The sequence below is a fragment of the Solitalea canadensis DSM 3403 genome (genome assembly GCF_000242635.2).
GTDB classification, from domain to species: Bacteria; Bacteroidota; Bacteroidia; order Sphingobacteriales; family Sphingobacteriaceae; genus Solitalea; species Solitalea canadensis.
This window is the reverse complement of sequence record NC_017770.1, coordinates 1,260,627-1,276,499: the sequence shown is the minus strand read 5'-3', so window position 1 is coordinate 1,276,499 and position 15,873 is coordinate 1,260,627. Positions and strand designations below refer to the sequence as shown.

The 15,873-nt window shown below is 36.3% G+C and carries 12 protein-coding genes; 8 read left to right on the top strand and 4 right to left on the bottom strand.

Annotated features, from left to right (window positions below; translation table 11 throughout):
* Positions 1–58: 58 nt before the first annotated feature.
* Together SOLCA_RS05235 and SOLCA_RS05230 are read right to left on the bottom strand one after the other, a co-directional pair.
* Positions 59–1,504, bottom strand: a complete 1,446-nt coding sequence (locus tag SOLCA_RS05235; RefSeq protein WP_157604515.1) for a glycoside hydrolase family 30 protein — start codon at positions 1,502–1,504, stop codon at positions 59–61.
* A gap of 578 nt (positions 1,505–2,082) precedes the next feature.
* Positions 2,083–2,646, bottom strand: a complete 564-nt coding sequence (locus tag SOLCA_RS05230; RefSeq protein WP_014679405.1) for a GNAT family N-acetyltransferase — start codon at positions 2,644–2,646, stop codon at positions 2,083–2,085.
* Positions 2,647–3,008: 362 nt separating this feature from the next.
* Here SOLCA_RS05230 and SOLCA_RS05225 point away from each other — a divergent pair, with 362 nt between their 5' ends.
* On the top strand, positions 3,009–4,361 hold the full coding sequence (locus tag SOLCA_RS05225) for a neutral/alkaline non-lysosomal ceramidase N-terminal domain-containing protein (RefSeq protein WP_014679404.1): 1,353 nt from the start codon (positions 3,009–3,011) through the stop codon (positions 4,359–4,361).
* A 42-nt stretch (positions 4,362–4,403) separates the two neighbouring features.
* Here the strand turns inward: SOLCA_RS05225 and treF are convergent, their stop codons facing one another.
* Together treF and SOLCA_RS05215 are read right to left on the bottom strand one after the other, a co-directional pair.
* Complete coding sequence (treF, locus tag SOLCA_RS05220) at positions 4,404–5,963, bottom strand: alpha,alpha-trehalase TreF (RefSeq protein WP_157604670.1); 1,560 nt, start codon at positions 5,961–5,963, stop codon at positions 4,404–4,406.
* 332 nt (positions 5,964–6,295) lie between these two features.
* Complete coding sequence (locus tag SOLCA_RS05215; RefSeq protein ID WP_014679402.1) at positions 6,296–7,585, bottom strand: DEAD/DEAH box helicase; 1,290 nt, start codon at positions 7,583–7,585, stop codon at positions 6,296–6,298.
* A 54-nt stretch (positions 7,586–7,639) separates the two neighbouring features.
* Between SOLCA_RS05215 and SOLCA_RS23725 the strand changes: the two genes are divergently transcribed.
* The 7 genes from SOLCA_RS23725 to SOLCA_RS05185 all read left to right on the top strand — a co-directional run bounded on the left by SOLCA_RS23725 (position 7,640) and on the right by SOLCA_RS05185 (position 15,650).
* Entirely contained in the window at positions 7,640–7,774 is a 135-nt protein-coding gene (locus tag SOLCA_RS23725; RefSeq protein ID WP_014679401.1) for a hypothetical protein, read from the top strand.
* A gap of 95 nt (positions 7,775–7,869) precedes the next feature.
* Complete coding sequence (locus tag SOLCA_RS05210; RefSeq protein ID WP_014679400.1) at positions 7,870–9,102, top strand: metallophosphoesterase; 1,233 nt, start codon at positions 7,870–7,872, stop codon at positions 9,100–9,102.
* Between the two features lie 238 nt (positions 9,103–9,340).
* Positions 9,341–10,393, top strand: a complete 1,053-nt coding sequence (locus SOLCA_RS05205; RefSeq protein ID WP_014679399.1) for a ferredoxin--NADP reductase — start codon at positions 9,341–9,343, stop codon at positions 10,391–10,393.
* Positions 10,394–10,650: 257 nt separating this feature from the next.
* Positions 10,651–11,325 (top strand): response regulator transcription factor, encoded by a 675-nt coding sequence (locus SOLCA_RS05200; protein ID WP_014679398.1) that lies wholly within the window; start codon positions 10,651–10,653, stop codon positions 11,323–11,325.
* Entirely contained in the window at positions 11,325–12,584 is a 1,260-nt protein-coding gene (locus tag SOLCA_RS05195; RefSeq protein ID WP_014679397.1) for a sensor histidine kinase, read from the top strand. Before SOLCA_RS05200 ends, SOLCA_RS05195 begins: the two co-directional genes overlap by 1 nt.
* A gap of 80 nt (positions 12,585–12,664) precedes the next feature.
* Entirely contained in the window at positions 12,665–14,833 is a 2,169-nt protein-coding gene (locus SOLCA_RS05190; RefSeq protein WP_014679396.1) for a TonB-dependent receptor plug domain-containing protein, read from the top strand.
* A gap of 19 nt (positions 14,834–14,852) precedes the next feature.
* Positions 14,853–15,650, top strand: a complete 798-nt coding sequence (locus tag SOLCA_RS05185) for a phosphatase PAP2 family protein (RefSeq protein WP_014679395.1) — start codon at positions 14,853–14,855, stop codon at positions 15,648–15,650.
* Positions 15,651–15,873 lie beyond the last annotated feature (223 nt).

Sequence of the window (15,873 nt, the reverse complement as noted above, 5' to 3'; positions counted from 1 at the left end):
TTTCATGCAAAAAATTAAACTTCTTATATGAATTTCACCTGCTCAATAGCAAGAAAAATTATTCGATTACAAATGTTGTTATTGAATGCGGTAAACTGGTTGTAGCCACTGCTTTACCCTCTATGGCTAAATTGTAAGCCAATTGGTCATTTGAGCGATTTAAAACAATTACGGCTATTTTCCCATCAGGATTGATGAAAGCTGTAGTCGACAGCTGATCACGATTGGATGAACTCGCAATGCGTTTCGCCCCTGGACGAACAAATTTTGAAAAATGCCCCAAGTAGTAATATGCGTTAGTATAAATAAGTTTACCTGCTTTGGTATCAGCATGAATTGGTGCAAAACAAAGGTTCTTTACATGGTTAGGACCACCGGTTTCATCCAAAAGAACGTTCCAGTCTGTCCACGCAGCGGTGCCACTATTAAAGTCGTTAACTATTGAATAGCCATAGCGTTCACCCAGTGTCCAGTCGTCCACTTTCGTAATATCGAACAGCTCTTTGCATCCTTCTGTAAAAATTAACTGTTTATCAGGATAGGCCTCATTCACTTTTTTAACATTATCAAACTGCATTACCCCACCGTTCCATGTTTCATACCAATGAAACCCAATTCCCCAAACATATTTTGCAGCAGCTTTGTCATTTAAAATAGTACTTGCTCGCTGATAAATAAGGTCGCGGTTATGATCCCAGGCAATTAATTTTTTACTTGCTAATCCTTCTTTATGCAAAGTTGGGCCTAAATATCCTTTGATGAAATCACGTTCATCTTCTGCTGTATAAATGCATGATTCCCATGTCTGTTTTGCCATAGGTTCGTTTTGAACGGTTAATCCCCAAACAGGAATCCCTAGTGCTTCATAAGCCTTGATGAACTTTGCAAAATAGTTTGCCCATGACTGTCGGTATTGAGGAAGTAGCTTTCCTCCTTGCAGCATATTGTTATTATCTTTCATCCATGCAGGTGGACTCCACGGACTTACATATAATTTTAATGTACCTCCTGCTGCTACAGTAGCTTGTTTGATCAGGGGAATTTTATATTGTTTATCGTGAGCAATATCGAATGTTTTTAATTCAGTATCATTATCTTTTACGTAAGTGTAACTTCCACTACTAAAATCACAGCTATTAATATTGGTTCGTGCCAAGGTATAACCAATTCCTTTATCCTTATCGTAATATGCGGTTAGGAACTCTTTTTGAACAGCAGCAGGAAGCTTTGCAAACGTCTCCGCAGAAGCATCCGTTAATGCACCTCCAATTCCTTCAATTGTTTGAAAAGTCTTTGAAGGATCTAACAATACAAAAACTTGTGTTTCCAACGGTTGAGGGAATGTCTGAAAATCAAGCTTACCGTTTTCTGATAGACGAAGATCCGTTTGCTGAGCAGTGGTGTAGACAGTTACTTTTTTACCATTTGAGTTAAATTTTTGCTGAGCCTGCGTCGTAAGACAGGTTACTGCAAAAATAGCCGCAAGAGTTACTCTTTTATTCATAACGTGTAGTAGAATTAGTGTTAACAACGACAGTTCAGGTGTCATTGCTTAAATTGGTCGTTACCTGATATTACTGCTGTAATTTTAAATTGATTTTTTGAGAATATCAGATTGTCAAGGTAACAAAAGTGTAGCATATACACTAACCTTTTCCTGAAATACTATCCGTTAGGCAAAAAATCACCACAGATCGCTCTGTACCAACATATTAATCATTACCACCAAGTAAAACAGAGATAAACCCATCTCTCAGAAAAAAATCATGAATTATAAATTGAATACTATGAAAAGATTAGTTTATGGATTGACGATATTATTAAATGGGAATAGTTGTGGGGAGAATTATTTATGAAGAGTAATGTTTGTGAGGAATAATATTTATGAGGAGAATTATCTATCTCTCCGTCAGCTGAAGCTGACGGCAATGAAGTCTTTGCATGATAAAATAACAATAGTATAATACAGCTAAAGCTGACGGCAATAAAGTTTTTGCATGATAACAAATTAGAAAAGACTTCATTGCCGTTGGTTTCAACCAACGGATTTGAGAGGATGTACTATTTGCTAAATCCCTTTTCTCATTTGCTAATCCCTTTTCCCTTCCATTCCCAATAAATGATTCCATCAATTTTTTTTATTTCAATAAAGCCAACACGTGTTAGTATTTTGCGTGAGGCAAAATTATGGGTTAGGCATTTGGCAGTAATTAGCCTTACCTGAGGTTGTTCTATCGCCCATTCTATCAAAGCATGAGCAGCTTCAACCGCAAAGCCTTTTTTGCGTTCTGCTTCAATGATTCCATATCCAATATCAATAACTCCATCATCAGCTGGTATACCTTTAAATCCTATATCTCCAATAATCGAATTATTATCTTTCCTAATAATCATCCATGATTCAAATCCGGTAGGCTCCCCCACTACCTCAATATTCTTAATGATTTTAGGGATAGTCTCTAACGTTTCTTCATCAGGCCAGCCAAATCCTAAATTATACCCGGCTTTAATAAGTTCATCATAATAACCTTCATCAACCGCTTGAGCAAGTTCCAATGTAAAAGGTGCTAAGATCAACCTTTTCGTGTGGAGAATTAATGTAGTTTTTTCCTGAATTAGCTCCGGATAGCTATAGTTATTGCTCATTAATCAATTATAATAAATACAATGATTCAATTTTGTAATAAGGCAAATTTACCCAAATTCTTTTATTCCAAAATCATCTAACGATAAAGACGACATTTGTAACATTTTAATAACTGGCGTGGATTTAGCCTTACAATACATCCAAAATCGCTTTTTTTTCGTAAATTGTTATTATTCTAATCGCTCTCTTCTAACGTTAACTTACAAAAAGCATAGAAGATCTCATAGGTTAGAAGCCAGGCCGCTGACTAAAATGGTGAATAATGGTTAGCGGCTTTTTATATTCCCATTGACTTATGTCGCTCAAACATAAAAGTTATCTTTGCGTTTCATAGTAATTACACAAGATCACTCTTTTCGACTTGAAAAAACTCATTAAAATACTCTCGATAGTTACATTCATACTTTTACTATTAGCCGTTTGCCTATTAACTGTTAATGATCATCGTCCTTTAGAAGAAACCCATTTTTACCCCAAAACTATTAAGGCGCTAAATAACTTAAAAGTTAACGGAGGATATGGAAACAACCTGAAAAGTGGCTGGAGCAAAGAAAACATTTCACCCGACTTTGATATTTATATTGCAGGTTATGGGATCAGAAAACATGAAGCTGACTCGGTTCATGATAGTATTTTTGTAAGAACGATAGTATTCGATAATGGGAAGAAAAAAGTGGCTATGATAGCCATGGATCTATTGATTGTACCTCCATTGGTTACTGAAAAAATTGTTCCGGCACTGAAAAAATTAGGATTTAACCGTGAAGATATTTATTTAGGTGCTACTCATTCTCATAGTAGCGCTGGAGGTTGGGCAGGTGGATTGGGGGGAAGAGCAATGGCCGGTCCTGAAAATCCTAAAATGATTACAAAAATTGCAGATGCGACCGTTAAAAGCGTTAAAAGTGCTCTTGAAAAAGCCTCTCCATGTAAAATAGGCTTCCTTAAAATCAATGCTGGCGAATATGTAGCCAACCGTTTATGGGGCGAACAAGCACCTGAAGATCCTTACTTAAGGGTAATGAAGGTTGAAAATGAGAAGAATGAGTCTGCATTCTTGATAACTTATTCTGCTCATGCAACTTGTATTTCCAAGCAAAACAATAGCATTAGTTGTGATTATCCGGGAATGCTGGCTAAAAACCTGGAAAAAGAAGGCTTATGCAACTTTGCCGGATTTTTTGCAGGTGCCGTAGGAAGCATGCGACCTACCGTTAATCAGTATGATGAGTTCAAAAGAGCTGAAGTTATTGCCAGTGATCTCGACAGCTTAATTGGTCAAAACATTTACCAATTAAAAACAGATACATCATCTTATTTATCATCAAGCTATTTGCCCTTGTTATTAAGGGATCCTCAATTACGGATCAATGACTATCTGAGAATTAGGCCATGGGTATTTAATTGGCTGATGGGTAAGCAATCGCCTGGTATTAATTCCTTAAGAATTGGTGATATAGTTTGGATAGGAACACCATGTGATTACTCTGGAGAAATGGTAAGCTCTTCTGATTCTATTGCTTCCACGAAGAAGAAGAACTTATTTATTACCTCTTTCAACGGAGCGTATGTGGGTTACATAACACCCGATGTTTATTACGACAGTGTACGCGCCGAAACACGTGAAATGAATTGGTTTGGGCCTTATAACGGAAGGTATTTTAAGGAAGTGGTAAATGGAATGCTAGTAAAAACGGCTTCTCCTAAGAACTAACTATAACTGCTTTTTGACAAAGTTATTTGGAGACACAGATTCTTACTTCTCTGATTTCATTTGCAGATATACACCGTTAGTCCACCCGAAACCATCTTGTGAAGGATATTCTCCTCCTCCACCCGGAATTTCAGGATATAATACATTATACTTTTCGAGTAGTTTTCCAGAACTTTTGTATTGAGTTTCAACTGTATGCATCCACCTCTTTCTGATAGTATCTGCAGATGAATCAAATGAGTAATTTCTTAATGCTTTATAAGTCATCCATTGTAATGGAGCCCATCCATTGGGTGCATCCCATTGCTGAGTTGTAAGTTTTAAAGTGGTAATTAGTCCACCCGGAAAAAGAAAATGTTGTGCTATCTTTTGGGCTACTTTTTCGGCCTGTTCTGTTGTGGCAATTTTAAAATATAATGGATAAACTGTGGCAAGAGATTCTATAGCTGTATTCTTCCTTTCAAGAAAGTCATAATCTAAAAAGAAACCCATTTTTTCATTCCAGCAGTATTTTAAGATTGCAGCTTTTCTTCTCGCTGCTCGTTGATTATAGACACCAGATTCGTTTGCATTATTCATCAAATTATAAGCTTTAGCAATATTTTTCTCCAGCATATAAAGCAGGCAATTAAGGTCAACAGGAATGATGTCTGTTGTATGAATGCTTTCTAACGTTAACCCATCCTTAAACCACCGGGCGCTAAAATCCCAACCCGACTCACAAGCTGCCCTAATATTCCGGAAAACCAGCTCAGGATTCTTCTTACCGGTTGCCGTCTCTACATCTTCTTTATAAGACTCAGGACGCGGAGTTGCTGAATTATCCCAATACCTGTTGAGAATTTCAGTATCCGACAACCGAACCACCCTATCAATCGCATTTTTTTGTGAATTAAGCCGATCTGATCCTTTCATCCAAAAATTATATTCAACTAATAATGCCGGCAGGTAATGTGTATAAATTGTATCTCCTTCACTTTCTGCCAACAATTCAACCATCATTGAAAAATAAGGCGGTTGTGAACGACTCAAATAATAACTCCGGTTACCATTAGGTATAAAACCATATTGATGTATTAGGTAGGTGAAATTATCAATCATGTTTTTGATCAGGTCATTTCTTCCAGCTTGCTTTAGTCCCAATATGGTGAAATAGCTGTCCCAGTAATACACTTCTCCAAATCTTCCTCCCGGAACTATGTATGAATAAGGAAGCCCTATTAATGAACCTTTCGAATTACTTGCCGGGCGTTCCAGTTGTTTCCATAAATCATTTATGTGATCATCAATTGTAGGAAACTCTTTTTTATCTATCGATGGCTGTGGTTTTACAGGTAGTATAAAATTCGCTTCAACAAAAGTCTTAAGATCAAATCCGGATTTCAGTTTTTCAAGATGATAGCTACTTAAGATCGAATCAACTGCAAAACGAGGTGTACAATCAGCAAATGTTTTCGAATCATTGAATACCCTGCCCAACTGCACATCTTTAAACAATTCCTTAAGTTCAATATCTGGTTTATATTGAGCTTCAACTGTTGAGACAAAAAACAAAAGCGCAAAGAATAACCGGATAGCAAGCCGGTTTTCTATGCGCTTCATGAAAGTGAAGTTTCTTTTTAGCATAATCAGTTATTGTTTTTATTTACTGCTATGCAACTAACAATGTGTTGCGATTTAACAACTCTTAAATGGCCGATTAATGCAATAAATGCAGTTTTGGTGAATTAACTTCTCCCGTCGCTTTCAGCGAGACTTACTTTTTTCTTCAGCAAAAAAAAGTAAGCAAAAAATGCCGTCGCTACGTACAGTTCTCCCGCAGTTAGTGCTAGTATTTAAATCATCTCTCCCGAACTGAACGAGGCGATTTTTGCTCATATTATAATTTATGCTTAACACTCCCAAAATTATAAAAAGCGCTAATTAAGCTTTTATCACTTCTTCTTATACTTCATTTTTGCTTTTTCTTTTGAGCTATAATTATAAGTTTTAGCGTTTTCTGCTTTTTTCTCGTGAAACGCTGCCCCTCTTTGCTCGTCAACGGCTTTTTCCTTTTTAGCTTTTTTCTGAGCCACCTTTTCCTTATCAGGGTTGTTTTCAATAATCAGACCAAGCGGAAGCTCTACCTCTTCCATTAATTGTCCGGTTGCTTGTTCAATCTTTGTAATCAAACTTAATTCAATGTCAGTAGCGAAAGCGATGGCCAGTGTTTCTGCATTTCCTTCATTTTTTATTATACGGGAAATATAAACTTCTTTTTCTTCCGGTTGATCAAAATTCAGGATAAACGGAATTTCACTCAAATCTACTTTTTCTACATCTTCATTAGCAATGATGAAGATTCGGGCATCACTTTCCCTGAATTCGTCCACAGACTTTAGTCCTGGCTGATCAAAGAACATAGGTTTATATAGCGCTACCTGGTCATGCAAACGTTTATCAAGACTTTTAAATAATTTTTGTGCTGTTAAACGGGTATTTACAAATACAATAACCTTGTTAAAATAATCATCATCCCGCATCAATAGATTTAACAAATTGAGCTTTGTTTTAAAGTTTAATACTTTGTACAAAATCTGCGGAATAATGGCAACATCCGGTTCCTTTAGCTCTGTAATCTCTATTGTAGCAGGTAAATTCATGAACGGCTCTATCAGCTGTTCCAATTTACCATGTAACACTTCGGTAAATATTAAATGCTGGCATTTAACAATACTTCTTGCTAATTCGCTTACAGGCAATTGATATCCATTCTTGATCATTAGATCGGCATCATCAAGAATAAACGTCTGAATCAGGTTAAGATTCAGCCCTAATTTCATGTACAGGGCGCGGGCACGATCGGGCGTGGTTACTACAATATCGCAGCCGTCTGCAAGTACATCCATTTGCGATTGAATACCTGCTAAAGGTGAAAAGCCGACTACACGTAAACTACTTTTATTAAGCAAGGCAAACTGATCGGTTACGGCTTCAATTCGGTCGGCATCCGGAACAAGAACTAATGCACGTGGAGCTTCTTCATGCGCATATTTAAGACGCATTAAAATACCAAGAATATAGGTTGTGGTTTTGCCGCTTCCTTCTGGACCGATTGCAATAACATCTTGTCCGCCAATAATACGTGATACAACCTTCAGCTGCATTTCTTTTGGCGCCAAAAATCCCGCTTCGGTCATCGCGGTTACCAGTTGTTTGTTTAATTTTAATTTATCTAATGACACTGATCAGTTTTTAAAGAGAATTACAAAAGTAAAGTTTTTGCTGCTAGTAATGCTATGATTTATTTTGACCGATTACGGGTTGCGGGTTACGGATTGAGAGTTGCGGGTTATGTGTTGGCGTATATTGAATTATTGATTGTGGATTTAATTGTTTATAACCTGATTCTTTTAAAACTTAATGGTACTTAAATCGTTATTGAATGATTAAGTTGTGAATTTGATGAACCGGGATATCTTATGTAAAAACTAACAACTTGAATAAATTGATTAAAAAATAGTTCAAAATGATTAACCGACTGTTGCCAATTGTTTTTCTTTGGCTGCTTATAGATATTTACTTTTTTCAGGCTGTGCATACAGCTGCTGTGCCTCTTGATTCAACATTAAGCTACATTATTTACGCTACGTATTGGCTGTTTGAGGCTACACTTATTTCCTTTATACTGCTTATAGCGTTTACCGGAAAATTAAAGGCCGGCAATTCCAAGAACATTCATTGGGCTATTGGTTTGATGGTACTGTCACTCATTCCTAAATTAATAGCATCGCCTCTATTGTTATTGGAAGATGTTGGAAGGCTGATTAGTGCTGGTATTAATTTATTGACTGGTGATGCTGGGTATTTGTTTACCGGAAGAAGAAATATTATCAGCCTGATGGTATTAGGAATTTCATCCATACCTTTCTTTAGCATCGTTTACGGAATGATAAAAGGGAAATATGATTATACCGTAAGAAAGGTTACCCTAACGTTTAAGAATCTACCAAAAGCCTTCGATGGCTTTAAGATCACTCAGCTTTCTGATATACATGCAGGAAGTTTCGACAACGAAAAAGCTGTTGAAAAAGGCATCGACCTGGTGAATCAACAAAATAGCGATGTCATCCTCTTTACTGGTGACCTGGTTAATAATCAGGCTTCAGAACTCGACAGGTGGATAGGTACTTTTTCGAGGCTTAACGCTCCACTAGGAAAGTATTCTGTGCTTGGCAACCATGATTACGGCGATTATATTCATTGGGAAAATAAAACCGATAAAATCAACAATCTCATTCGCTTAAAGGAAATTCAAAGGAAAATTGGATTCAAGCTATTACTAAATGAACACATTGAAATCAAAAAAGACGGGCACTCAATTTCGCTAATTGGCGTAGAGAATTGGGGTAACCGTGGCTTTCATCAGTATGGCGATTTAAATAAAGCCTTATCCAATGTGGAAGAAGAAAACTTTAAAATATTGCTATCTCATGATCCGTCTCACTGGGAGGCTGAAACACTTGTTCATCCTAAATCAATACAATTAACACTCTCCGGACATACGCACGGAATGCAGTTTGGCATAGAGCTTCCCTGGTTTAAATGGAGCATAATCAAATATATTTACCCTCAATGGGCTGGCTTATACGAAAAAAGTGAAAAGTACTTATATGTAAACCGAGGCTTCGGATTCCTTGCCTTCCCCGGAAGAGTTGGGATAAAGCCTGAAATTACGGTGATTACGTTGAAAAAAGGGTGAGGAAAGGACCTCATCCCCGGCCCTTCTCCTGAAGGAGAAGGGAGCGCTCTGAATGTTTGCATGGTGAATATGTTGGAGCATAAAGGAAACACGGAATAGTAGAAGAAGTATTCGAAATAGTTAATTTAGTGAGGTGCATGAATCAATTAAATGCTATAAATTAACAATTAAGCACTGTCTCAAAAGTCCCTCTCTTTTAGGAGAGGGATTTAGGGTGAGGTTTTCTTATTTTTAACGAATGGATAAACTACAATTCAGAATTACTGAAGTCTCCAAACAAAAAAACGACATCGTATTACTCACACTTGAGCCAGTTGATGGTATAAAACCACCTTATTTTACAGGACAATTTTTATCACTGATCTTTACTATCGGAGGTAAGGAAGTTCGAAGATCATATTCGATTTTAAGTTCACCTGCTATTGATGAACCCATTCAATTAGCCATAAAAAGAGTTGACAATGGTGAATTATCTAGCTTTTTGCACCATAAAGTAAGGGTTGGCGACATTGTTACTTCGCTTTACCCGAACGGAATATTTACCTACTCTCCTATTCCTGATAAAGAACGTACCATTTTTTTATTTGCGGCCGGAGTTGGAATCACCCCTTTATTTTCTATTCTTAAAACAGCACTTACTAGTGAAAGTAGTTCAACAATCATTTTGACCTATAGTAACCGCTCTGTAACAAGCACTTTGTTTTATGAAGAATTAAAGGATTGGGAGACCAGGTATCCTGAACGGTTAAAGATCCTATTTCTATTCAGTGAGTCGCAAAACCTGATGATGGCGCGATTAAATTCCATGCTTATTCAAGATATTGTACACAAACATTTAGCCTTTAATAAGGAAGATGCCTTATTTTACACTTGTGGACCAATGAATTATATGGATGTTTGTCGTATGACTTTACTGGGTATTGGATTTGATAAAGCGCAAGTAAGAAGGGAAACATTTTTTATTGAAGAAGATGAAGGTGATGAAGATGACGATACCGAAAAATTGGTAAAGGATACCAACACCTATAAAGTTAAGATTGATCTACACGGAAACATCCATGAAATTGAAGTACCTTACTACAAAACTATTTTGGATGTTGCATTAGAAGAAAATATTGAATTACCCTACAGTTGTCGTGGAGGTGTATGCAGTACATGCATGGCAACTTGTACAAGTGGCGGAGTACGATTTGATTACAATGAGGTTTTAACTGATGAGGATATCAAAAACGGTAAAATTTTGGTTTGTGTAGGACACCCGACCCAAGAAAATACAACAATCGTTTATTAAGTAAGCTACAACACAATAAAAAAGAACTAATTGGTTAATAATCTGGTATTTTCGAATAAAGCAAGGAACTCAATTTTTCGATATTTGTTGCCGATTAAATAAAAACTATTGTATAACATTTTAACGCTCATTCATTAATTGGAACGAAAAGGCCATTTCACAGGAAATGGCTTTTTCAATTTTTACCCTACATTAAATTTATATGCCCTTCAAGTCTGTGGTTTTTATTAATTTGATCTCCTACAAAATGACACATAGTGAAATTATTGATTATTGAAGATGAGCCGGCCCTGAATCAGAGCATCAAGGAGTTCTTAACATCACAATTCTATTTATGTGAAACCGTCACTAACTACCATGATGCACTGGAGAAAATAAATTTCTATGAATATGATTGTATAGTACTGGATATTAATCTTCCGGGAGGTAGCGGTTTACAATTATTGCAGCACTTGAAAACCCAAAACAAAACCGACGGTGTTATCATCATTTCTGCCCGTAATGAACTGGATGATAAACTAACCGGATTTCAATTAGGAGCGGATGACTATCTTACCAAGCCATTTCATCTATCAGAACTGAGCATGCGCATAGCAGCTATTATTCGCCGTAAAAGCATGAATGGCAGCAATAATCTCACTTTTAATGAAATTACCTTAGACACACAATCTTGTATGGTCTACATTAACAACCAGGAGCTAATATTAACACGCAAAGAATATGACCTCTTGCTTTATTTTATTATTAACAAAAACAGAGTTTTATCTAAAACAACCATAGCCGAACATTTATGGGGCGACGATATGGATATTGCCGACAACTTTGATTTCATTTATACTCATGTCAAAAATCTACGCAAAAAACTTATTCTGGCTGGGGCAAATGATTACATACACAGTGTTTATGGTGTGGGCTACAAATTTATTGAATAGTGAAACTTGCACAAAAATATAACCGGATTAACATTGCTGTAACGATTCTTATTTTCATTGCAGGCAGTGTATCTTTTTATTTTATACTCAGTTACATTTTACTTCAACAGCTGGATAATACACTAACTACTGAGCAACAAGAAATTATCCAGTATGCCAGGGAACATAAGTATTTCCCGGAGGTTTTACAGGCAAATGATCAATCGGTGGTGTATTCCGAATTACAGGGTCCGATAGCATTCAGTGGATTTCGTTCTGTGAAAATTGATGACCCCAAAAATGACAAGCACGAACACCGCCGAGAGTTGATTTTTAGCATTAATATAGCTCAAAAGGATTACCAGGTGGTTGTTAGCAAGTCCCAGGTAGAAACAGAAGAGTTACTTCGGCTTATCATTTTGGTCACTTTTGTTATGATAGCCTTAATATTGCTTGCAGCCTATCTGATCAACCGAACCGTTTTGAGAAGATTATGGCAGCCTTTTTATCAAAGCATTGAGGAGATAAAAAAGTACGACTTATCAACTAATACTAAATTAACTCTAGCAACAACCGACATTGACGAATTTTCATTGCTAAACAACAGTGTAAGTAATATGACTGACCGGGTTCAACATGATTACACAATTTTAAAAGAATTTACCGGAAATGCTGCTCATGAAATGCAAACACCTTTGGCCGTAATTCGCTCCAAATTAGAAGTGTTAATGCAAAATGAAACCGTTTTAAAAGAAAACATTCAACCCGTAATTGAAATAGAACAATTTGTTAATAAGCTAACACGACTCAATCAATCTCTTTTATTGTTAACAAAAATTGAAAACAACAGCTTTAAATTAAATGAGAATGTTCAATTCGATATAATTTTAATTCAAAAGTTGATTGAACTGAGTGATATTATTGAAGCCAGTGCAATAAGAATAACCACCACCATTGAACCGGTAGAAATAAAATTTCACGTTTTGCTTGCGGAAGTATTGATTAGCAACCTGCTAAATAATGCCATAAGATATAATTATGAAGGGGGTGAGATCAATATTACATTGAATCAGGCTTCATTCATCATTTCCAATACTTCATTAGTTGGCAAACTTAACCAGCAGATGGTATTTCAGCGATTCTACAGGCATGAGAACACCGTAAAAGAAGGAAATGGACTGGGACTTTCCATTGTTAAACAAATTTGTGAACTAGCCGGATTAAAATACAACTATGCTTTTATTGATAATCAGCATGTCTTTCATATCTCTTTTAGTTAATATCTTCAACCTTATCTTCGCTTAATCTCCAATATTTCTTCAGAATTGAGCCTTTATTTTATTGATAATTAAAACAATAAATGAAAAGGCTGATCATTTTTCTTTCGTTAGTAGCATTTAGCATAAGTGGCAAAGCACAGTGCGTTTTTAAAGCCATTATTAAGAGCAAAAGCACGCTTCAGCCTATTGAAAATGTATCGGTAACTACCAATAGTGGTAAAAGCACTTTAAGTACCGATAGTGGTTTAGTTTACATCAGTGATCTTAAAACCGGAAATCAAAGGATTGTTTTCACGAATGAAGGATATGAATCATCAACCCTTCAAATTACTTTACCTGACACCACCGTACATGAAATTTTACTAAATGTAAAAGAAACAGAATTAGCAGAAGTAGTTGTTATCGCTTCAACCCGTACTAATTCGAGAATTGAAAACTCTCCATTAAAAGTAGAAGTGTTGGGACCAGAAGAGATGAATGAGGAAAACACAATTAAACCAGGGAATATTGCCAGTATTTTAGGAGATGTAAGTGGTATCCAGATTCAACAATCTTCGGCCGTAACGGGCAATTCTAATGTAAAAATACAAGGACTAGATGGTCGTTATACCCAATTGTTAAGAGATGGAATGCCTTTATACGACGGATTCTCAGGAGGATTTGGTGTAATGCAAATTCCCCCACTCGACCTTAAACAGATTGAACTGATTAAAGGCTGCGCTTCAACCTTGTACGGTAGTGGCGCAATTGGAGGATTAATCAATCTTATCTCTAAACAACCTTTAACACAACAGGAAGCTGTAGTTACGCTAAATCACACTACTTTACAAGAAAGCAATGTGAACATGTATGCGGCTAAACGTTTCGGAAAGTTTGGCTATACTTTTTTCGTTGGACTTAATCATCAGGCTGCAAAAGATGTAAGTAAAGATGGATTTTCAGATGTCCCCAAGCTCAATTCTATTGTTCTGCATCCAAGGATATTTATCTATCCTAATGATAAAACAACCTTAATTGCAGGCTATACAGGAACGATCGAAAATCGCATGGGTGGCGATATGGAAGTACTCGCTAATAACATAAACGCTTTACATCAATACTATGAACAGAATGAGAACAGCCGGAACAGTGGTGAGCTTTCACTTGAACATTTATTCAACAATCATCAACGACTAACCATAAAAGCCAGTTTAAGTTCGTTTACGCGAGGAATTCATGAACCTGATTTTTACTTTAAAGGCAGACAATTAAGCTATTATACAGAAGCTTCATTACTCATTCCATGGCAAAAAAACAGTTTGGTTACAGGTATTAATGTTACCAGCGAACAATTCAAAAAGCTGCCTTCCGACCAAATAGCATTAAACGATTATCAAAACAATACCATTGGTGGGTTTGCTCAATTTACAGCGTTTATTAGCAATAACACAACTGTTGAAGTGGGTTTAAGAGCCGACCATCAAAACAACTATGGCAATTTCGTTTTGCCACGAATGGCGCTCTTCTATCGATTTAATGAAGCTTGGGCCACACGATTAGGTGTGGGTTTCAGTTACAAATCTCCGGATCCGCTCGCGCCTCAAAACGTTGATTATTCCATCCAAAATATCCAGCCATTACCCACTGAGATCAAAGCAGAAAAGTCAATCGGATATAATGCTGAATTTAATTTTAAAAAAGAATTGGGTGCTCATTCATCGATTTTCATTAACCAGGCATTCTTTCTAACTCAGATAAATACTCCCGTTGTAGCAACAGTTCAACCAAATAATGATGTTGTTTTCAATAATATGCATAAGCCGATCTTAACTCAAGGAATTGATACATATGTACAGCTTAATTTACACGATTGGGAGGTGTATGCCGGTTATACATACACCATAGCCGAACGCAAATATTTAGAGGAAAACCAATCTATGCCATTAACTCCCAAAAATCGCTTAGCCTTTACAGTAATGAAAGAGTTTGAACACAAGTGGAGGTTCGGAATTGAAGGTTCTTATACTGGTTCTCAATTTCGGGATAATGAAAGTAAGACGCCTGGTTATATGTTCATGGCAGCAATGGTTGAGCGAAAACTTGGCAGCATGATAAGCCTTGTATTAAACGCAGAAAATTTATTGGATTACCGTCAGGATAATTACGAATCATTATACACAGGAACAATAACTAGCCCAGTTTTTAAGCCTTTATGGGCCCCGATAGATGGACGGGTTATCAATTTAAGCATACGATTAAAAACTTTTTAATCTTTAAAAAATAGTAACAATGAAAAAAAGCCTAAGCATTCAACTGATTTTGATACTGACAGCAGTAAATACAGCTTTTGCACAGTTTTCAGATACAACTGCATTTAAAAGAAGTATAATGGAGGAAGCAAATAATAATCCATTACCCAAACAGTCATCACATCTCGCTAAAACCATGTCAATAGCATTACCTGGTTTAATGGTAGGATACGGATTCTATGCGTTGGAAAATAAACAGTTGATAGGCATCAATTTAGAAACAAAAGAAGAAATTGGAGAACATCATCCCTATTTTGCCACTTCAGTAGATAATTACATGCAGTTTGCTCCGGCTGTTGCTGTTTATGGTTTAAACGCCATGAATATAAAGGGCAAGAATACTTTAAGGGACCGTACAATGATCTATTTATTATCAACTGCATTTATGAGCACCACGGTTTATTCGGTAAAATCATTAACTCATGAATTACGTCCCGACGGATCCAACTTTCATTCGTTTCCATCAGGACATACAGCAACCGCATTTGCCGCAGCTGAGTTTATGCGCCAGGAATATAAAGATCAATCGCCATGGTATGGTATCGCAGGTTATAGTGTAGCGTTAGCCACAGGAACGTTTCGCATGTATAACAACAAACACTGGTTCAGTGATGTGGTTGCCGGGGCCGGAATCGGCATACTTTCTACTAAATTGGCCTATTGGGTTTACCCAAGTATAAAACGCACATTATTTAAAGACAAACCTGGCAAAACTATTATTGTACCAACTTATCAAAACAATACATTGGGAGCAACCATTGTTGTTAACTTAAAATAATCGTATTAAGATTTTCATTTATAATAAAGAAAAATCAGTTAGTGTTCCATTCAAAAAAGTTCTTTTATCTAATTATCATTTATAGAAGTATCATTTTTAAGTGTTATTGTTATAACAATTGACCAAAATGGTCAAACATTCAATTCGTTCTACGAATAATCCTTCCTAAATTATTACCATACAGCTATTTAATAATTAATAAAAAGAATACAATTATTTAACC

Coding starts and splice junctions, on each gene's coding strand:
- SOLCA_RS05235 (WP_157604515.1), bottom strand. CDS start 1,504: ATGAATAAAAGAGTAACTCTTGCGGCTATTTTTGCAGTAACCTGTCTT.
- SOLCA_RS05230 (WP_014679405.1), bottom strand. CDS start 2,646: ATGAGCAATAACTATAGCTATCCGGAGCTAATTCAGGAAAAAACTACA.
- treF (WP_157604670.1), bottom strand. CDS start 5,963: ATGAAGCGCATAGAAAACCGGCTTGCTATCCGGTTATTCTTTGCGCTT.
- SOLCA_RS23725 (WP_014679401.1), top strand. CDS start 7,640: ATGATTTATTTTGACCGATTACGGGTTGCGGGTTACGGATTGAGAGTT.
- SOLCA_RS05210 (WP_014679400.1), top strand. CDS start 7,870: ATGATTAACCGACTGTTGCCAATTGTTTTTCTTTGGCTGCTTATAGAT.
- SOLCA_RS05205 (WP_014679399.1), top strand. CDS start 9,341: ATGGATAAACTACAATTCAGAATTACTGAAGTCTCCAAACAAAAAAAC.
- SOLCA_RS05190 (WP_014679396.1), top strand. CDS start 12,665: ATGAAAAGGCTGATCATTTTTCTTTCGTTAGTAGCATTTAGCATAAGT.
- SOLCA_RS05185 (WP_014679395.1), top strand. CDS start 14,853: ATGAAAAAAAGCCTAAGCATTCAACTGATTTTGATACTGACAGCAGTA.